Annotated in this window: 14 protein-coding genes and 2 pseudogenes; 4 read left to right on the top strand and 12 right to left on the bottom strand. The window is 68.9% G+C overall.

The window, feature by feature from the left end; genetic code table 11:
- Positions 1-14 precede the first annotated feature (14 nt).
- From E0504_RS28990 to E0504_RS29000, 3 genes are all read right to left on the bottom strand, one after another.
- Positions 15-683 carry a TetR/AcrR family transcriptional regulator gene (locus E0504_RS28990; RefSeq protein WP_131626150.1) on the bottom strand — a complete coding sequence of 223 codons (669 nt, stop codon included), beginning with the start codon at positions 681-683 and terminating at the stop codon, positions 15-17.
- A 530-nt stretch (positions 684-1213) separates the two neighbouring features.
- Entirely contained in the window at positions 1214-1987 is a 774-nt protein-coding gene (locus tag E0504_RS28995; protein ID WP_112104846.1) for an SDR family NAD(P)-dependent oxidoreductase, read from the bottom strand.
- A 120-nt stretch (positions 1988-2107) separates the two neighbouring features.
- Complete coding sequence (locus tag E0504_RS29000) at positions 2108-2980, bottom strand: SDR family NAD(P)-dependent oxidoreductase (RefSeq protein WP_071065892.1); 873 nt, start codon at positions 2978-2980, stop codon at positions 2108-2110.
- Between the two features lie 153 nt (positions 2981-3133).
- On the opposite strand from E0504_RS29000, the gene E0504_RS29005 reads away from it, so the two are divergent.
- Positions 3134-4084 carry a LysR family transcriptional regulator gene (locus tag E0504_RS29005; protein ID WP_112104845.1) on the top strand — a complete coding sequence of 317 codons (951 nt, stop codon included), beginning with the start codon at positions 3134-3136 and terminating at the stop codon, positions 4082-4084.
- Positions 4085-4241: 157 nt separating this feature from the next.
- Here E0504_RS29005 and E0504_RS29010 read toward each other — a convergent pair whose 3' ends face one another.
- The 6 genes and pseudogenes from E0504_RS29010 to E0504_RS29035 form a co-directional block, all read right to left on the bottom strand.
- Positions 4242-5264, bottom strand: coding sequence for a TIGR03621 family F420-dependent LLM class oxidoreductase (locus E0504_RS29010; protein ID WP_112104844.1), 1023 nt, complete (start codon positions 5262-5264; stop codon positions 4242-4244).
- Positions 5265-5516: 252 nt separating this feature from the next.
- Positions 5517-6062: pseudogene (locus E0504_RS29015) on the bottom strand (IS5 family transposase); the annotation flags it as partial.
- A gap of 110 nt (positions 6063-6172) precedes the next feature.
- Entirely contained in the window at positions 6173-6733 is a 561-nt protein-coding gene (locus E0504_RS29020) for a hypothetical protein (RefSeq protein ID WP_131626151.1), read from the bottom strand.
- Between the two features lie 442 nt (positions 6734-7175).
- On the bottom strand, positions 7176-7682 hold the full coding sequence (locus E0504_RS29025) for a hypothetical protein (RefSeq protein WP_131626152.1): 507 nt from the start codon (positions 7680-7682) through the stop codon (positions 7176-7178).
- 184 nt (positions 7683-7866) lie between these two features.
- A pseudogene (locus tag E0504_RS52320) lies at positions 7867-8082 on the bottom strand (aldo/keto reductase); the annotation flags it as partial.
- Between the two features lie 180 nt (positions 8083-8262).
- Positions 8263-9711, bottom strand: coding sequence for an aldehyde dehydrogenase (locus E0504_RS29035; protein WP_131626153.1), 1449 nt, complete (start codon positions 9709-9711; stop codon positions 8263-8265).
- Positions 9712-10403: 692 nt separating this feature from the next.
- Between E0504_RS29035 and E0504_RS29040 the strand changes: the two genes are divergently transcribed.
- Positions 10404-11618, top strand: coding sequence for an ABC transporter substrate-binding protein (locus E0504_RS29040; protein WP_131626154.1), 1215 nt, complete (start codon positions 10404-10406; stop codon positions 11616-11618).
- Between the two features lie 79 nt (positions 11619-11697).
- On the opposite strand, the gene E0504_RS29045 is transcribed toward E0504_RS29040, so the two are convergent.
- Entirely contained in the window at positions 11698-12582 is an 885-nt protein-coding gene (locus E0504_RS29045; protein ID WP_235013621.1) for an SDR family NAD(P)-dependent oxidoreductase, read from the bottom strand.
- A gap of 327 nt (positions 12583-12909) precedes the next feature.
- On the opposite strand from E0504_RS29045, the gene E0504_RS29050 reads away from it, so the two are divergent.
- Both E0504_RS29050 and E0504_RS29055 read left to right on the top strand, forming a co-directional pair.
- Positions 12910-14865 (top strand): M13 family metallopeptidase, encoded by a 1956-nt coding sequence (locus tag E0504_RS29050; RefSeq protein ID WP_112104839.1) that lies wholly within the window; start codon positions 12910-12912, stop codon positions 14863-14865.
- Positions 14829-15692, top strand: a complete 864-nt coding sequence (locus E0504_RS29055; RefSeq protein ID WP_131626155.1) for a hypothetical protein — start codon at positions 14829-14831, stop codon at positions 15690-15692. The genes E0504_RS29050 and E0504_RS29055 overlap by 37 nt, the downstream gene beginning before the upstream one ends.
- A 605-nt stretch (positions 15693-16297) precedes the next feature.
- Here E0504_RS29055 and E0504_RS29060 read toward each other — a convergent pair.
- Together E0504_RS29060 and E0504_RS29065 are read right to left on the bottom strand one after the other, a co-directional pair.
- The gene (locus tag E0504_RS29060; RefSeq protein WP_112104894.1) at positions 16298-17965 is read right to left on the bottom strand and encodes an ISAzo13 family transposase; all 1668 of its coding nucleotides are present in this window, start codon (positions 17963-17965) and stop codon (positions 16298-16300) included.
- Positions 17966-18558: 593 nt separating this feature from the next.
- Complete coding sequence (locus E0504_RS29065) at positions 18559-19395, bottom strand: metallophosphoesterase (protein ID WP_112104896.1); 837 nt, start codon at positions 19393-19395, stop codon at positions 18559-18561.
- Between the last annotated feature and the right edge of the window lie 288 nt (positions 19396-19683).

A 19683-nucleotide genomic window follows, 5' to 3' on the forward strand; every position in this document is an offset into this window, starting at 1 on the left:
TCACACGTTAATCTTCAGTAGCTCTCGTCCGGGTGACTGATACCGCACAGGATGACGGTCACTCGATCACGGAGCGTCTGCCGCAGCCAGGAAGCGGAGCGGTCTCCCGCCCCCCAGCGGGTGATTGCTTCCATTGTCACGGCCGTCATCATCGCGGCGACTTCTTCCACATCGATCTGCTCGCCAAGCTCGCCGCGTTCCCTACCGTGACGGAGGAGGGATTCGAAGGCGACACTCAGGCGAGGGATCGCCAGGGTTCCATCATCCGGTCGCCCCACGAAGCCAAGGGCGCCGGCCCGCAGCGCGGCCCCCCTGGGCGCGCGAACAACGCGTCGAGCCATCGAGGTCATCATCTGATCGCTCAACGAGCGCAGGGGGACGCCTCGCGCGGTTCCGGCCTCGACCTGGTCGATCATCGCCTGGATCGTCGCCGAGCTCATCTCAAGGAGAATCGCCTCCTTGTTGGGAAAATGGAAATAGAAGGTTCCCTTGCTGACCCCGGCTGCGTGAGCGATATCAGCCACGGTGCTCGCTTCGTACGCCGCATCGAAGTCACCCTCGCTCCAAAGACGAAGGGCGGCGCGAGTGAGGGCCAGACGACTCTCCCGTGACCTGGTGTTCACAAGCGTCGCCCGCTGGCGGGGCGGGGTACGCGTTCGGCCGGGTTCCATCACGGGAATCATACGCAGCGCGGACCGCGACCATTCCGATCTTGCAGGACACCCCTTCTCGGATCACGGGATGGTTCCCGGACGAGTCGAGGGCCGGGCAGGTGGGGCAGCCAGGCAGGTGGGGCGGACCTCGACCGGCACGGAGGAGGCGTGCCGGCAGGGGCGCCAGGGGCGCCCCGCCGGGGCCGACAAGCCCGGCCCGGCCCCGCTGTTCACCGCCTGGTCTCAGCGCCTGGTGTAGATCACGCCGAGCTTGTCGGTCTCCGTCCCGGCGCGGCCGTGGAAGCCGGCGATCTGCCAGCCGGACGGCGCGGTGCGGGCGGGGAAACAGACGCATCGGTACTCCGCATCGGCAGATGTCGGACGGAATCTGGCGTCGGAAAACTACGGTCGGAGATACGCGGCGGTCAATGAACAACAGGTAGAACACTGACCTAATAGTCACCGCCGTTCCTCGCACGCCCGGGGTTCTGACCCCCCTACTCGGCCAGGTCGGCGTCGACGAGTGCCCAGGCGGCCCAGGCCGGATGCCGGGTCGTTCGTCAGGCACGCATGTTGGCGCCGCCGTCGATCGCCCAGACCTGACCGTTGATCCATTCGGCGTCGTCCGAGAGCAGGAAGGACACGACGGCGGCCAGATCGCTCGGGCGGCCCAGCCGGGTGGTGGGGACCTCTTTCAGGAACCTCTCCTGGAGCGCGACGTCGTTCTGGACCTCCTGCGTCTCGCCCATCACCAGACCCGGCATCACCCCGTTGCAGCGCACGCCCCTGGATCCCCAGTTCCCGGCGACGTGCCGCGTGAGCGCATTGACCGCCGATTTCGAGGCCGCATAAGCGGGCCGGAGACGGTCGCCTGCGCTGACCGCCGCACCGGACGAGGTGTTGACGATGCCACCGCCACCGTTCGCGAGCAGATGAGGCAGGACGGCACGAATGGTCCGCACGAACCCGACCACGTTGACGTCCAGTGTTCGATGCCACACGTCGAGATCGGTGTCCAGTACCGACTTGTCCCGCCCGAGGTTGCCGGGCGACAGGTCCGCGCCGACGTTGAACAGGCCGTGGACGGCACCGAACTTCTCCAGCGTCGTATCGACCATCTCATTGACCGAGTGCTCGTCGGCGAGGTCGAAGTGGACAGCGACCGCGCTGCCACCGGCCTCGTTTATCTCGCTGACGGTGCTCTGCGCTCCGGCGAGGTTGATGTCGCCAACTACTACCTTGGCACTCTCCTCGCCGAGCCTCTTTGCCGCCCCGGCACCGATTCCGGTGGCCCCGCCCGCCACGATGAAGACCTTGTCCGCCAGTCCGCGCATCTCACTGCTCCCGCACTCTGGTACTGAAAAGCCATTCCCCCGCGTGTCGTCGCGCCAGGATCATCGGCCGCGCCCCTGGCGCGACGACAGCACATCCCTTCCAATCGCCCAGCGATCAGATCACCCCATCCACTGACCGCCCGCGACGTCGATGGTCTGACCACACATGTAGTCGGCGGCCTCCGAGCAGAGGTACGCGACCATGTTGGCGACCTCTTCCGGCAGGCAGACCCGGCCCAGCTGCACCTGGTTCTTCAGCGCATCGATGATGGACTTCCGGCCCGCGAGCTGCGCCTCGTTCTGCGGCTCGAAGAGCATCGCCTTCATCTCAGACTTGATCATGATACCCGGAGCCACACCAAGCACGTTGACGCCACGGGACGCGACCTCGTGCGCGAGATTACGGGTGAAACCGATGACCCCAGCCTTGCACGAGCAGTAGACCGTCAGGCCGGGCTGCTGAATTCGCCCACCCACCGCCCCGATGTTGATGATCTTCCCTGAGCCCTGGGGCAGCAGGTACTCCAGCGCCGCGTGGGCGCCGTACATCATCATGGTCAGGCTGCCCAGGACGGTCCGGTCGATCTCTTCCTTCGTGTGCTTCTCGAAGGCCCCGGCGGCCACCATGACCGGGTTGTTCACCATGATGTCCAGACCGCCGAGCGCCTCCCGGCTCTCCCGCACCGCCCGATGGACCTGGTCCCAGTCCGACATGTCCGCGCGGATCGGAACGGTCTTCACGCCCCAGCGCTTCGCGATCTCCCCCGCGCGCCGCTCGACCTTCTCGAAGGTCCGGCCGACCAGTGCGATATCGGCACCGGAACCAGCCAGCCGATTGGCGATCGCATGACCTAATCCGTCACCCCCCGCACCGATGACAATCGCCTTCTGGCCACTCAGGTCCAGCAGCTCACTTACCCGCTTGTCGATGATATGGGTGGGCAGCCGGTCCAGCCCCAGCGCCTGAGTCAGGTACTGCGTATCCGAATCCATGAGATCCCCTATCGCCGACCCAAAAAAAGTTTTATCCAGCACAGCAAGGCGCACCATCTCGTCTGGTTCCAAGGATGTTACGGCCATGCCGCCGGAGCATGCCAATACAAATTTCGACGCCTGGGTATACCGGTTCGGCATGACTGGTGTAGCATGCGCGCCATGGACACACATCGCCTCAGGTACTTCTTACAAGTCGCCGACGAAGGATCGATCAATCGCGCCGCGAGCGTGCTGGGGATCGCTCAACCCGCGCTGAGCCGTCAGGTCCGACTCCTCGAGGAGGACCTCGGCGTCACGCTGTTCCGGCGAACAGCTCGCGGTGTGCAACTGACAGAAGAGGGAGAACGGCTGCGCGCCACCACGACGGCGCCGCTGCGTCAGCTGGAGCTCGCTATGCGATACGTCGGGTCCCGTCTGGCGCGAGTCGAGCGGGCGCTGAATATCGGCCTGCCGACGACCGCCGCCTGTGTGCTGGCCGCACCGTTACTGGACAGCCTGAGCATGGTTTTTCCCAAAGTCGACTTCCAGGTGCGCGTCGGGAGTACCGACGAACTCGTCGACGGCATGTTGAAGGGCTCCGTCGATATCGCGGTGATCCATCCTGTCCTGGACGGTCGACTGTTCCAGGAGGAGCTACTGGTGGAGGATCTTGTCGTTGTCGGGGGCGCCGCATCGGACCTCACGCCTGACCGGGCGATCGGATTCGCCGAGCTCACCGACTGCCCGCTCGTTCTGCCGGCCTCCCAGACCGGAATCCGCAACAGTCTCGAGAACACGGCGCTGAAGCTCAAGCTGAAACTGACGTCCAGATTCACGACCGACTCGCTTCAGGTGGCAAAGGATCTCATCGCCGCAGGCCGCGGATACGGCATTCTCCCGCTTTCCGCCTGCGCTACCGACATCGAGAACAAAAGGCTGTGCTACGCCCCGCTTCGCAATCCCGCACTCACGCAACGGCTGGGCACCGGCACCACGTCCCACCTGGAACTGCCGCGTGGTTTCGCGACGAAGGTCGGCCAGGTCATCCGCGACGAGGCGGAGCGGCTCGTCGGGTCCGGTGTGTGGGCGGCGCGGATCTCCCCGCCACAGCGTGGGGCCTGATCTCGGCTGCCCGCGCGCGGCTTTCGCCGCTCCTGGCCCCACGGCTTGCGCAGGGCCCGGTCCGACGGTCAGGCCTTTACCTGCGCCGCCGCCTGCGCCGCTGCCTGTTCCGCCGGCTCGCGCCGCAGGACCGAAGGGCCGATGGCTTCCGCCGGAGTCATGCCGCGGCGCCGGCTGGCGCGTCCGCCAGCCGTTCCACGACCGGTGCGAAGGATTCGGGGCTCGCACCGAGCGGCGTTGTGAAGTAACTGATCCCGAACCGGTCACGGACGTCCAGGATTTTCCGGCAGACGTCGTCCAGCGAACCGATGGCGACCATCGGCGACGAGCCGAGGTCCGCTCGCGACGGGACAGCGCCCCCGGACGATCCTCGGACCTGCCGGCCAAAGCTCTGAAAGCAGGTCTCAAACGCCGCTTCCGGATCATCGGTGATCGTCACGTTCAGCAGTTGGGCTCCCAGCTCGATGTCGCCGAAGCGATCCCCGGCGGCAGCGCGGACCCAGCCGATTCTCTCCTCGTAGGCCTCGCCGCTGAACGGGTGCGGTTCGGCCGGCCGGACCTCCTGCGGAAGCCGGGGCATGATCTGCACGATGTCGGCGTGGCGCCCGGCGACCGAGAGCAGTTTGCGACCGCCGCCGCCGATCATGATCGGCGGGTGCGGGCGCTGCAGAGGTCGTGGGGTGCCACGAAGAGCATCAATCGTGAAGTTCGCGCCTGAGTAGCTGAACGGAGCGTCTCCGAACAGGCCTTTCAGGATGATGACCACTTCCTCGAGCCGCGCGATCCGCGCGGCGGCCGGGTCGTACCGGATGCCGGCCTGTTGGTACTCGGCCTGCATCCATCCCGCGCCGAGCCCCACCTGCAGACGCCCCTGGGACAGCACGTCCAGGGTGGCGAGCTCCTTGGCGAGGACGGCGGGATGCCGTAGATCCTGGTTGAGGACAGTCTGGGTCAGCCGCAGCGCGCTGGTCGCGTCGGCGACCGCCTGGAGCGCGATCAGCGGAGCGTACCGGATCATGAAATGGTCGGCGAGAGCGAAGGTCGAATAGCCGAGACGCTCGATGGCCTGCCCGGCCTCCCGGAGCGCCGAGAGGTCGGAGATCCGGCCCGGGCCGGTGTTGAACCGGATCGGCCGCGCCGGTGACAGATGAGCCTCGCTCGACTCGCCCGTGACCGGCATCCTCGGCATCGGCCTCGGGTAGGCATTCCCGGGCTCCGCCATCACTTGTCCCGCTCTCCGCTCCGGCGGCATCGACTGCGCAAGGGGGCCACCTCACCGTTCACACGCCCCGGCGGCGCCGACGTCCGCGGAGCACGCCGTCAGTTGGGAGATCCGGCACAACCTGACACCAACATCAACACGCGACGGTAGTCGCATCCTGGTCGAGCAGCAAGAGCTGCCGCCCGGCGCCTCCCGGTAGCCGTGCGTCGGGAGGCCGGCGAGATAGCTCTGCGGGGTCTTGTCATAGCCGGTGGCGATACCTCGCCAGGCCTTCAGCTTGTTGATCAGGCGCTCGACGGTGTTCCGCTCCGTGTAGAGATCGGTGTCGTGGCTGACGGGCCGGCCGCCCTTGCTGCCCTTCTTCTTCCGGTTGGCGGCCTGATCCCTCTTCTCCGGGATGACTGCCTGATGTGGCGTTTCCGCAGGTAGGGATGGTTGCTGCGGGACGCGTAAGCCTTGTCCCCGGCGACCGCGTCGGGGCGGGCGCGGGGACGGCCGACGCGCCCCGGGGACCCGTACCTTCGTCAGCACGGGGATGAACTGCGGGCTGTCCGCGGCCTGCCCCGCGGTCAGGACGAACGCCAACGGGCGGCACCTGCGGTCGGCGGCGAGGTGGACCTTGCTGGTCTGCCCGCTCCTCGATCGTCCGAGTAAGGCAGCTTTCAGCCGGAGTCCACGCCGGCGCCGGACACGTCGTCGCTCCTCCCGCTCGGGATCGTCTCCGCCGTTCTGCCCGCCTTGTTCCTCCGGGCCGCCCCCGCGTCATGCAGAACGATCTACCGGATCAGACCCCACCATGAGAGCGAATCCCACAGATAGATCACAACTGGATACACGCCCTAGCGGGATCCTCGAGTAGCACCCCTTCACAGCTCAGGAAGGGAGATCTCCCATTCGGTCGGGTCGTTGTCCTCGAGGATCGCCCACTCGTCTTCCGTAGCGCCCTGCTGATCCTGAAGGCCCGTGGTGGGCGCCTGACCGGATCCAGTCGAGCTGACCGAACACTGCGGACCAGACACGACGATCACCGGTCGAGGACCTGCGACAGCGGCCGTGTCGGCGGCGGCCGGGGCGTTGATCGTGGTTCCCCCGATATTGCCGGAGTTACCGGCCCCGACGGTGGGCCCGCCCGCGGCGATCCCCCCGAATGCGGCAGTCGTACCGCCGGCCGTGTTCCCCGTTCCACCGACGATTCCGGTGCCTCCCACAGTCGGCCCAAGGCCACCGATCGTGAGACTTCCGATGATCAGGTTGACCGTCCGCTTTTCATTGAACCAGTCGTCCTCGAACAGGTCGTCCTCGAACAGGTCGTCCCCGTCCGAGTCCACCGCCCCACCGGCCAGATCCACGAGGCATGGGCCGGCCTGCGACTGCAACCACGCCGCCGTCGTGGCTTCATCAGCGGGACCGAGCTGATAGCACGTCACACCGTTTCCGGTGTTCCCGGCCGATCCGACACCGCTTCCCCAGCAAATTGGAGCCGCAGCCGATCTCGCACCCTTCTTCCCCTCCTGCGACGGATTTACGGAAACAGTGCTCGCCGACGCGGGAGTCGCCAACAGCAGGGCTGCCGCGGACAGTCCGCCGGTAAGAAACACGCTTCTCGAGTATCTCCTGATATCCATTTGACTCCTTGTTCGAGCGAAGGTCCAGGACCAGCACCGCGCGATGGTAGCCAGTGAATCTCCGGCCACCCCGGCAACCCTGCTACCCGCGTGTCGACGACGATCTGGGCCATCAGCGCATCGGAACGTGGGGTTTCGGTCCGCAGGCGGTCGCCTCACCCGAAGTCCACTGAGCGTCGAACATCACCTCGACCGCGTCGCGAACTCGTGGGCTGCACTGAAGGGGGATTTCAGGCACGTATCGTCACGACGACGGTATGGTGGAACCGCCGAACCCGAACCACCTGTGGATCGGCGCAGGCCCGGCGGGGATCAGAAGGCGGCCAGGGACAGCAAGCCCGGCCGGGGCGGTGAGGAGGCGACGGGCCTTTCCTTTACGGCGCCCCGAGTGCAGAGGTGGCTTGGCCGGGGCCGTCTTCGTCGCCGGACGTTGTCCGGCTAGGTGGGACAGCCTTTCCCGGTTCTCTGCGGCTTTGAAGGTTGTCGCGGCGCGGATCAGCATCCCGGCCAGGAGGTGGGCTTCTGCGGGGGTGAGGCATTCGTGGCCGCCGCGGGTCGCGCCGGGATCATCGAAGTCGGTGGTGACCACCCGGCGGGCAGGTCGTGGACGCGGTGACGTACCGCTCGATCCGCGCGCACTGGCCGGGCAGATGACGAGCTCGTTGACGTCCACGCCGGGCGGCTGCCCGATTTCCCGCACGTTGCGCTGGACGGTGGCGATATAGCTCGCGGGATACGGGTCGGCTTCCACGATCCGGTAGACATCGACCGGGGCCAGGGCGGCGGACGACGCGTCGATGCCATAGGGTCAGGTCGCCCGCGGGATCAGTAACCAGACTTCGACCCGCAGTAGGTAGGCCGACGTGGAGAGTAGTTATCCTCGAGCGCGGCTACTTCCTTGTCGCTGAGGTCGATGTCCAGGAAAAGGGGCCTGCCCGATCCGTCGGTCGTCGGATTGGACGACCCACGAGTCTGCTCACATCACCGTCCCAAAGCGTGATGCCGAGCTCGACGGCCTGCCGGAAGATCGGCTCCGCCGCATCCGTGTCGAGCGCCCAGTCCCGCCCGGTGTTGGGCTTGCCAAAGCTCATGCAGCCGAGCGCTATGCGACTGACCTTCAATCCTGATGATCCCAGCCGGGTGTACTCCATGTGCTCATCCAACATCGGTACCCACCGCTGCTGGGGGGGGCACTGCCAGTGCCCCCCCAGCCTGACCGGAAGCGAGATTTTCCCCTGATATACAGGCGGAAAATCCGGTGCACCGTGCCCGGCCGGGCCGCCGGCGCTCAGCTCAATCCCCGGCTGCGGCCGATGCTCGGGTAGAACCCGCTACGCGGTGGCGACGGAGATCGATTTGACGTCGAGGTAGCCCTCAAGGCCCTCACGGCCGAGCTCGCGGCCGTAGCCGCTGGCCTTCACTCCCCCGAAGGGAGCCGCGGGGTCCATGGAGTAGCCCTGGTTCACGCCGAAGGTACCGGCCCGGACCCGGCCCGCCACCTCGAGCCCATGCTCGGTGTCCGCGGTGAACACGGAGCCGGCCAGGCCGTACTCCGAGTCGTTGGCGATGCGAACGGCATCGTCCTCGTCGCCGTAGGGGATGACGACGAGCACCGGGCCGAAGATCTCCTCCCGGGCGATCGTCATCGAGTTGTCCACCTCACTGAAGACGGTCGGTCGCACGTACCATCCACGATCGATCCCGTCGGGCAGATCGGTGCCGCCGACGACGAGCCGGGCGCCCTCCCGCACGCCGATGTCGATGTACCGGCGGACCCGTTCCTGCTGGCGCCTGGCCACGAGCGGGCCCATCTCGGTCGCAGGATCGGCCGGATCGCCGATTCTGATGGCCGACAGGGTTGCCGCGAGCGCATCGGCGTAGTCGCCGACGCGGCTCGTGGGCACGAGTACCCGGGTGAGGGAGTTGCAGATCTGCCCGGCCATGCCCATGCCCGAGAGGCGGACGGCGCGCGCCACGGTGGCCGGGTCGGCGTCGTCCAAAGCGATGGCCGCCGACTTTCCCCCGAGCTCGAGGCTGACCTTGGTGAGGTTGGGAGCGCATGCCGCCGCCACCTGCCGGCCGGCCGCCGTCGAGCCGGTGAAGGAGACCTTGTCGATGCCGGGGTGGGCGACGAGGTAGGCGCTCACCTCACGGTCGGCGGGGATGACGTTGACGACGCCCGGCGGCAGGCCGACCTGGTCGAGCAGGTCGGCGAAGAACAGCGCGTCGAGCGACGACTCGGGCGCCGGCTTGAGCACGACGGTGCAGCCGGCGAGTAGCGCCGGGACGACCTTGGTGACGGTCAGGAACTGCGGCATGTTCCAGGGGACCACCGCGGCGACGACGCCCACGGGCTCCTTGCGCAGGATGATGTCCTGGCCGTATACGCCTGGCCGCTTCTCCTGCCAGGAGTAGCCGGCCGCCGTGTCGGCCAGCGCGGTCATCAGCGCCCCGGGCAGGGCGACCTGCGCGCGCCTGGCGAACGAGATCGGCGCGCCCAGCTCGGCGGTGATGAGCTCGGCCAGCTCGTCGCGATGCCCGCGGTAGAGCGTGGCCAGCCGCCGGATCACCTCGACCCGCTCGGCCGGATCGGTCCGCGGCCACGGCCCCTCGTCAAAGGCCCGCCGCGCCGCGGCGACGGCGCGGTCGACGTCCTCCGTGCTCGCCGCGGCGACGCGACCGATCAGCTTCTCGGTGTGCGGCGAGGTCACCTCGATCCTGCTGTCGGTGCTCGGCGCGACCCATGCGCCTCCGACGAACATCTGCTCCCGCTCCCACATGAGTGCTCCCTGCGCCGATGCCAACACCCTGGACCGCGATCTTTGGGACACGGTCAGCTTCCCGGTTCTCCACGTGCCGGCGCCACATCTGCTGCCCGGCTCATGTCCTTCCGCGCACCAGGTCGATGCACCAGGCCCCGCACCGTGTTCCGGTGGAGGCCGACTGGTCGCGCGCGGAAGTGAACGTGACCCAGCGTGGCGCTGTCGAACGCATCGCACTGTCCGGTGCCGGGGACCTCGACGCGGCCGCTGGAGCCGCGGAGCCCCCGCGGGACGACACGTACCCGAAGGCCGCCGTCCGGCCGTCCGGCCGCCGGCGAACGGGGGCGCCGCACGCATCGGATATCGCACCGAGCGGTGGCGCGGGTAGCACGGCGAGGTGTTCTTTTGGCACGCGCAAATGACCTCCCGATGAATCAAAGGAAAAGCGGAGACTACGAACTCGAAACCTGAGATCCACGGCACAGCCGTCTGGTCCCGCGCGGACCAACTGACCGCAGACAAGGCCGCCTGTCTTGGTATCGTCGGGGCGCACCTGCCGACCATTCAGACGGCCGGCGGACGGATCACCGTTCAGAGGCAGCGCTCCACGGAAGATTCACCAGTGACCGGGATGCCACGTTCACGGCGCGTGTGACACGCGAAACTTCCCGATCCCGTTTTTCTTTCGAGACCATCATCCAGGGGGCCCGATGTTCTCCCGTCGTCGAACGTTGTGCTCGGTGCTGGCCGCGGTTTCCGTCGGCGCGGCGGGTCTCCTCGCCGGCTGTTCGTCGCCCGAGGCCAGCGCGGCGACCGGCTGCGCCACACCGGGTGTGGGCGCCCAGCAGATCGATCTCGGTGTGCTGTACCCGGACACCGGGCCGGCCGCGGAGCGTTCCGACGCCGTCCGGGGCGGGATCGACGCCCGCATCGGTGAGGTGAACGCGGCCGGGGGCGTGCACGGCCGCAAGGTCGTCTACCAGTGGCGCGACGACAAGGGGTCCGCCACGGAGAACGCGATGGGCGCCCGCGACCTTGTCGAGCACCAGAACGTCTTCGGTCTCATCGAGCTGTCCGTCGCGGCCTCAGGAAGCGCGCGCTACCTCGCCGACCGGGGAGTTCCCGTGACGGGCCTGGCCCACGAGCAGGTCTGGTCGACGATGCGGAACATGTTCGCCTTCACCTATGTGACCGGCGTCGCCGTCGACACCCAGGGCCAGTTCGTGCGTTCCCAGGGGGGCCGGCGCGCGGTGACCCTGCAGCCCGCGCTGTCCGCGGGCATTTCGGATACCGCCGACAAGTACGCGCGCAGCCTCGCCGCCAGCGGAATACCCGTGGTCGACACGGTGAACTTCACCCCGAACGTCGACAACCCGGCCGCGGCGGCCTCCAGGATCGTCGCGGCGAAGGCGGACACGGTCATCGGCCTCATCCCGCCGGACAGCCTCGTCGGCATCCTGAGCACACTACGGCAGGCCGGCCACCCGCCGAAGGTCGTCCTTTCCGGCAACGGCTACGACAAGAGGCTCCTGGAGACCTTCGGCGCACAGGCGGCGGGAATCACCGTGCCGCTCGTCTACCGGCCACTGGAGCTCGGCGGCCCGGCGATCCGGACCTACCTGGAGGCGATGAACCGGTACGCGCCGCAGGTCGCCCAGCCCGAGAACGACAGCTCGGTGCTCGCCTACATCAGCACCGACATGTTCCTGGAGGGCCTGCGCCTCGCCGACGCCTGCCCGACGCGTCAGGGCTTCATCGACCGGCTGCGCGCCCAGAACAGCTACGACGCCGGTGGCCTGATCAGCCCGATCAGCTTCCGGACGGGCGCGGGCCGGCCCACCACGTGCTACTCGTTCGTCCAGGTCAACGGCTCGGGCAACGCGTTCCTCGTCCTCGAGCCGAACCTGTGCGGCAACACGCTCTGATCTTTGTTCCAGGAGCGCCACGGTTTCCGCACCCGCCCGCCAAGGGTGGACCGACGGAGGTGGAAACGGATCAAACGGATCAGTGGAAGCCGAGCCCGTCCAGCAGCCGCTCGCTCTCGGTCCAGAGGCGGGCGGCGGCGGCATCGTCCCGCGCGGCTTCGGCGGGTAGCTCCTCCGCCCTGCGGTGGAAGTAACGCCCGCCGGTGCGGCCTCCTTCGGGCTCGGTGGCCAGCCAGGCCAGCGTCTCCGCCGGTTCGTCGGGTGGCACCGTGTCGGCCGCGGCCATGTGCGCCCGCATCGCCGCGTCGCCGTGCGCGCTGAAGTTGCTGGCCACGACGCCGGGATGCATGGCCTGGGCGACGATCCCGTCCGGCCCGGCCCGCCGGGCCAGCTCGCGGGTGAACAGGATGTTGGCGAGCTTGGCCCGGCAGTAGGCGACGGCGGGACGGAACTCGCCGAGGCTCTGCAGGTCGTCCCAGTCGAGCCCGTCGACCGCGCGGTGGCCGCTCGACGACACGGCGATCACCCGCGTCGATCCGGCGGGCAGGCTGGCCGCACTCGCCCGCAGCAGGGGCGTGAGCTCCCGGGTCAGCAGGAACGGGGCGAGGTGGTTGACGGCGAAGGTCGCCTCGGTGCCCTCCGCGCTGATGATCTGCCGGTCCCGCACGCCGCCGGCGTTGTTGATGAGGACGTCGAGGCGCGGGGTGAGGTGCTGGATCTCGCCGGCCACGCGCCGGACGTCCGCCATGAGGGTGAAGTCGCCGCGCAGCATCGTGAAGCCGCCGTCCTTGCGCGCCGCCGCGGCGATCTCGGCCTCGGCGGCGGCGCTGCGTACCGGATCGCGGCCGATGCCGATCACCTGCCAGCCCTGCTCGGCGAGAGTGCGGGCGGTCGCCCGGCCTATCCCCGAGCTGGCGCCCGTGACGACGACGACGGGCCGGTCTGCGTAAGGCGGCAAGGACATCTCCATCAGATCGGCGGGGCCGGAGGCCGTCGCGGAGCAGGCGAACGGTGGCGTGCCGCACCGCGGCCCGGAACAGTGGGGCCTTGTCCGCGCAGCGGGCGTAGATCGCGCGCCCGGCCATAATGACACCCACAAGGTGTCATTTGTCAAGCCCGACAGCGCCTGATCACGGGCGGCCCGTCGACCGCCCGTGATCGACAACGGGTGTCCGCGAACGGAACGGATGCCTACATGCGGGCAGATACCGTCGAGGGGGTGCACCGGACGGGCTGGACGGCTCGGCGTTGCTCCATGGCCTGGCGGCAATCGATTGGAGACTTCCGTTCTGTGAGCATCCTCGACGACGCCCGCGAGGGCATGGACCTCGACGTCCGACCGCAGGACGACCTGTTCGGCCACGTGAACGGCCGGTGGCTCGCCGAGACGGAGATCCCGTCCGACCGGTCGAGCTGGGGCCCGTTCGTGCAGCTGGCCGACGACGCCGAGCGGCAGGTCCGCGACATCATCACCGACCTCGCCACGCGGGACCCGGCCACCCAGGGCGAGGACGCGCGGAAGATCGGCGACCTCTACAACTCCTTCATGGACACCGAGGCGATCGAGGCGCTCGGACTGGGCCCGGTGCAGCCACTGCTGGACGGCGCGCGCGGGCTGAGCGACGTCCGCGGCCTCGCCGCGTTCCTCGGCGAGCTCGAGCGGATCGGCGGCGCCGGACTGTTCGGCTCCTACGTCGACACCGACGACCGCAACTCGGACCGCTACCTGTTCCACCTGCGCCAGGGCGGCCTCGGCCTGCCGGACGAGTCGTATTACCACGACGACAAGTTCGCCGAGACCCGCCAGAAGTACGTCGACTACCTGACCCGGATGCTCGGGCTGGGCGGGCACCCCGACCCCGAGGGCGCCGCGCAGCGGATCCTCGACGTGGAAACCCTGCTCGCGAAGGGCCACTGGGAGCGGGCCGAGACCCGCGACGTCCAGAAGACCTACAACCTGATGACGGGCGGACAGCTGGCCGCGCTCTGCCCGGCGTTCGACTGGGACGCCTACGTCACCGGTCTCGGTGGGTCGCTGACCGGCCCGCACGCGACGCTGGCGGAGGCGTGCGTGCGGCAGCCGTCGTTCTTCGAGCACCTGTCGACCGTGCTGACCGACACGCCGGTCGACGTGTGGCGCGACTGGCTGGTCAGCCGCGTGCTGCGCTCGGCCGCGGCCTACCTGCCCGACGTGTTCACCGAGACCCACTTCGACTTCTACGGCCGCACGCTCAGCGGCACGCCCGAGCTGCGGGCCCGCTGGAAGCGCGCGGTGGCGTTCGTCGAGGGCGCGATCGGGGAGTCCGTCGGCAGGGAGTACGTCGCCCGGCACTTCCCGCCGCACGCCAAGGCACAGATGGACGACCTCGTCGCGAACCTGCTCGCGGCCTACCGCTCGTCGATCTCCCAGCTGGACTGGATGACGGAGGAGACCAAGCAGCGGGCGTACGAGAAGCTCGAGACGTTCCGGCCGAAGATCGGCTACCCCGACCGGTTCCGGGACTACTCGGCGCTGCCGGTGCGCCGCGGCGACCTGATGGGCAACGCCCGCGCCGCCGCCGCGTTCGAGACCGATCGGGAGCTGGCCAAGATCGGCTCGCCGGTGGACCGCGACGAGTGGTTCATGCTCCCGCAGACCGTCAACGCCTACTACAACCCGGGCACCAACGAGATCTGCTTCCCGGCCGCCATTCTCCAGAAGCCGTTCTTCAGCCCCGACGCCCACCCGGCCGAGAACTACGGCGGCATCGGCGCGGTGATCGGCCACGAGGTCGGTCACGGCTTCGACGACCAGGGCGCGCAGTACGACGGCGCCGGCAACCTCAACGACTGGTGGACGCCCGCCGACAAGGCTGCCTTCGAGGTGAAGTCGAAGACGCTGGTCGAGCAGTACAACGGGTTCGAGTCACGCAACCTGCCGGGCGAGAAGGTGAACGGCGCCCTCACCGTGGGCGAGAACATCGGCGACCTCGGCGGCCTGACCATCGCCCACCAGGCCTACGTCATCTCCCAGGGCGGCGAGCCGTCGCGGGAGGACCGACGTCGGCTGTTCATGAACTGGGCCTACGTGTGGCGCAGCAAGCGCCGGCTCGAGCTCGAGCGGCAGTACCTCACCACCGACCCGCACAGCCCGCCGGACCTGCGCGCCAACATCGTGCGCAACCTCGACGAGTTCCACGACGTCTTCGGCACCGAGCCCGGCGACGGGCTGTGGCTGGACCCGGCCGACCGGGTCCGCATCTGGTAGGCGTTCCGCGTTCGGACTGTTCACCGGCATCGCGCCCGCGGGTCTCGGCCCGCGGGCGCACCTCCGGCCCGCCGCCGAGGTGCCCCCCACCCCCCGGCACCACCGACGACCCCCACCAGTGGGAACGCGACACCCTGCGCCTGGCCACCGTCCTCGAGATCCGCCCCCGGTTCAGCCCCACCGAACAGGCCCGCGCCCGCACCGTCGCCGCACGCGACCAGCGAATCCAGATCGGGATCGACAACCCCGACGACGGGCTGACCCAAACCCTGGCCGCCGGCCCCGAACTCCTACGCCGCTGGAGCACCGCCGAAGCCGACGCCCCCTACGCCTGGGCCGTCATCACCGCCGCCGTCGACGCGGCCCGCCTCGGCGTCCGCACCCCCCTGACCACCGACCTGCTCCGCGCCGCCGCCCCCGACTACTGCACCCCCCGCCAGAAGGCCACCGCACCCGCCAACTGGTTCGAAGACGCCCTCACTTACGCCACCACCCCCCTCCACGGCACCACCGCCCTCCGCGACCACCTCACCCACCCCGACGACCTCCATGCCATCACTACCGGCGCCCTCGACCGGCGGCTCTACACCATCGTCATTCCCCTCCTACGCTCCCGCGCCGATGCGGGCGACCCGGAGGCTGCCTACCAGTTGGCTGAGCTGCTGGCCGTGGCGGGGGATCGTGACGAGCTGCGCGCTCGCGCCAACGCCGGCGACGGGTACGCCGCCTACCGGTTGGCCAGGATGCTGGCCGCGGCGGGGGATGATCGGCTGCACCGGTTCGGGTTTGACGTGCACGGGGAGATCGCTGACGGGCCGGCCTGGTAGCCGCTGGCAGGGATCACCCGCGGGGGACACGCCCCGACCGCGCTCTCTGGTGCCCGGTAACTGCTTGCGCATCCCAGGCCCCAGACCCCCGGCCAGCCCCCGGGGAGCGTCTTACCGGGCTGGGTGGCCGCAGCGCGTGCGGGTGCGGCTGCTGCGGGGTGCGGGGGTGCTGGCAGCACATCGGCCGCACCGCGTTGTCGATGCCGCTGGCCGGGTCGGTGTCCTGGCAGGTCCAGGAGCAGTAGGCGTGGGCGGCCCACGATCGGGAGCAGGATCTCCTCCACGCACCAGCGGCACACCCTCGGCACGGGCCCATCCTGACCGGGGCGACGCCCGCGGTGATCCTCCGTCCGGGGTCAGTCCTCCCGCGTCGAGTGACACGGTCAGCTGAAACCACGGGATCTGTGCGGCGATGGCCCCGAGGCGGACCGCCGACGTGATCACCATTGAGGAGAGGGCGGTCACTGGACGGGAGCGGCTGCTCGGGGGCGAGTATCCGGCGAATGATCGCGATGGTGGCTCCCGGTCGCCCCTGTATCGAGCGTTCTGATGCGGTACGCAGCGACTGCGCGACTCTCCGGCCCCGACCGGCTGGGAGTCGCCGATTAATAACTTCCGTTTTTGATGTTGCTTGGATCGATCAGGCTGGTGAGGTCCTGGACGGTGGGCGCGGTGATCGGTGCGGGTTGGATCCGCCGGTCGAGGCCGTCCAGGACCGGGGTCATCTCGTGGATCGCGTCGCCGACAGCGCCGCGTGGTGAACCCAGCAGGCGGGTGAGGGCCTGCTGCTGGGTCTTCCAACGATGGTGGATCAGGGTGACGAGCAGCCGGTCGGACAGCGACAGGGGCCCGCGCCGCAGGACGCGGTGACGTGCGCGTTTGTGGTGCAGGCTGATCGGCGGGTGGTCGAGGATGTACTGCTCGGCGGCGGCGAGCAGGGCGGTGAACTCGCCCGGGTCCATACCGGTGATGGTCGGATGGTGCAGCCAGTCCGGGGCCCGGTCGTCGGGCTGGCCGGTCTCGACGTACCGGGACGCCGGCGTCGAGACGGTGCGGGGTGGCGCCGGGACGAGGGTGTAGTTCCACTGGCCGTGCCAGTCATGGGCGGTCAGCGCCAAGGCGTCCATGACCTCGTCGGGCACGGTGAGACCGGTTGGGTAGGCGCCGGGGTCGAGTTCGGCGTGGACGGTCAGCCCGGTGCGGGTCGTCGTCGCGCCGATCGTGTTGACCACGACCTCGTGGCTGGTCAGGGGACGGCCGCGCCAGTTCGTGCTGATCCGGGAGAACAGCCGGTGTTCGATCTTGTTCCATTTCGAGGTGCCCGGCGGGAAGTGGCACACGGTGATCTGAAGGCCGGCTGTGCGGGCGAGGTCGGCCAGTTCCTTCTTCCACGCGCGGACTCGGTAGCCGTTGGCACCGCCGGCGTCCGCGGTGATCAGTAGCCGGGTCGCGGTCGGGTAGCGGTGGCGCCCTTCGCCGTCCCACCAGCGGCGCAGGGTCGCGACCGCGAACGCGGCGGTGTCCCCGTCGCAGCCGACCGACACCCAGCCGGTGTCGGCGGTGAGGTCGTAGACGCCGTAGGGCACCGCCTTCTGGGCGTTCTTCTCGGGGAAGTCATGGGCGCGGACCCGCACCGGCTGCCCGGCGCGGTGCCATTCCCGGCCGGCGACGGCGTAGTCGCCGAGGACTTCCTTCTTCTTCGTGTCGACGCTGACGACCGGCTGCCCGGCCGCGGTGAACTCCTTGACTCGCTCGTTGATGTAGCGGAACTGGCCGTCGCGGTCAGGGTGCCGGGCGCCCTCGGTCGTGCGTGAAGTGCCCTGCAGGCTGAACCCCTGCGCGCGCAGCAACGCGCCGACCGTGTCCGCGCCGACCGGATGCCCGCCGGCGGTCAGCTGCTCGGCGAGCCGGCGGGTGGACTTCACCGTCCACCGCAACGGTGACTCCGGATCCCCCCGCTGGTCGGGCTCGACCAGTGCCAGCAGCGCCGCCACCAGCTCCGGGTCCTTCTCCCGCAGCGCTTTGCGGCCCGCGCCCGGCGCGCGCACCCGGCCCGTCGGGACGGCGCCGGACTCCAGCTCGGCCACGCCACGCGAGACCGTGTCCTGCGACACCCCGGCCGCCCGGGCCACCAGACGGATCCCGCCATGCCCGAACGCCCGTGCGTCCGCTCCCAGCACCAGCCGGCGTTGCCGCTCGTCCAGATGCGGCAACAGCACCGCGAACTTCTCCGCGAGCACCACCTCGTTGATCCGCTCCACGCGCCGGACCATCCCACGATCAACCACGTAGATCAAACACCGGAGTTATTTTCCGGCAGCTCCCAGGGGGGAGGCAGGGGATGCGGCCGGTGCCGCGGCCGCCTTCGAGACGCTGCTGACCGACGTGGTGCGGGTACTCGGCCCCGACCACCCCGACGCCCTCAACAACCTCGCCCGCTGGCGGGGGAGGGCAGAAGGGTCCGGAAAAGACCTTCCATGGCGTGAAGATCAGCGACCAGTGTCCGTCCCGGAAACGGTCAGTTCCGGGACGGGCGACGATCAAGACGCCGAGGGGCCCGAGTAGGCCGAAAACCGTCCCGAAAAGTAGTCCCGAAACCTCATGTCATTCCGACAGTATCGGGATGGTTTTCGGACGACGATCGCTGTTCGATGGTGGCAGCGGCGTACCGGTCTGGGTGTTTGCGTGTCCCCGCTCGCCGGGCGGGGACACGCTGGGTGGCTATCCGGCGAGTCGGAGTGCTGGCCGGTGGGGTGTGCCAATGATGGGTCAGTTGGTGGTGGTCGGGGTCAGGCGGCCCTCGAAGGTGATCGCGAGGGCGTTCAGGGCGGGCTTCCATCAGCTCGCGCGCACCGGTCGTCGTGCATCACCCGATACGGACCACTTCGGGAAGCTGGTACACGGCGAATGGGGCGCCGATGACCGGCGCGGCCACGTTACGGACCTCTGTGCCGGCGGGCGTTACGCCGACTTCGGTCCCGTAGTGCGCGTGGCCGTGCAAGGCCAGCCTCACCTGTCGCCGCTCGTCTGGGACCAGATTGTGCGGTGGGCCGCCGCCCATCTCGTCGTTCGGCGTACCGGTCGTATGGAGGTCTTCTGTCTTGCGTTCCGCCCAGGACATGGGTTCGCCGTCGATCGCCGCGCCGAGCAGGTGGCTGCCCAGGAACGGGTATAGCTCCAACGGCTCACCCACAAGGGTGTCGCGGGTCGGCGCGTAATGCGTGAGCGCCACCTGCAGGTCAACGTCAAGCTGCCCCAGCGCGTGCCGCAATGCCTGCGCGGTCGTCGCGGCGTGGCGAGCGAACGCCTTCATCTCCTCTTCACAATGCTTGGCGACCGTGTAGCCGGCGAAACCTCCACCGAATCCCTTGACGCCGGCAATCCCAACCTGTCCCCCAGCAGTGTCGACGACCGTTGCGGTCCCCTCCAGCACGGTCACGCCGGCATCGGTCAACATCTCGGCAAACGCCGTTTCTTCGCCGCGATCGTAGTCGTGATTGCCGAGAACGGCGATCACTGGCAGATCCAGCCCACCGAACAGATCGCACACCTCCGCGGCGGAATCGGTCCCGCCGTCCTGGGTGAGGTCGCCGGCGAGAAGAAGGAGGTCGGCCACCTCGACCGCGCGCCGATACACCGGCCGCAGTCGGGCCGCAGCCCCGGGCCTAGCATGCAGATCTCCGACAGCTGCGATTCGAACCATGGCCCGATCTTCCTTGAAGCTCGCCCGCAGAACACTGGATTGGGGTAGGCGTGATGCCGGCCGGCGACGCGCCGACGAGCTTGGCCCGCCAAGGCCACGCGCAGCCGCGAGGGGAACCACCGACGCGAGTAGCCACGGGGAGCGGGGGTCACCGACTCCGCGCGGCTGCTCGGGGAGGAGCACCCGGACACCGTGGCGGCGGTTGCTGCGTTGCGGGCGTGGCAGACCGAAACCTAGTTCGATCTTGTGGGTGTCGCCCGGGTGGTGTCTGGTTGGGGTACCCCAGAT

This window comes from Parafrankia sp. BMG5.11 (genome assembly GCF_004337455.1).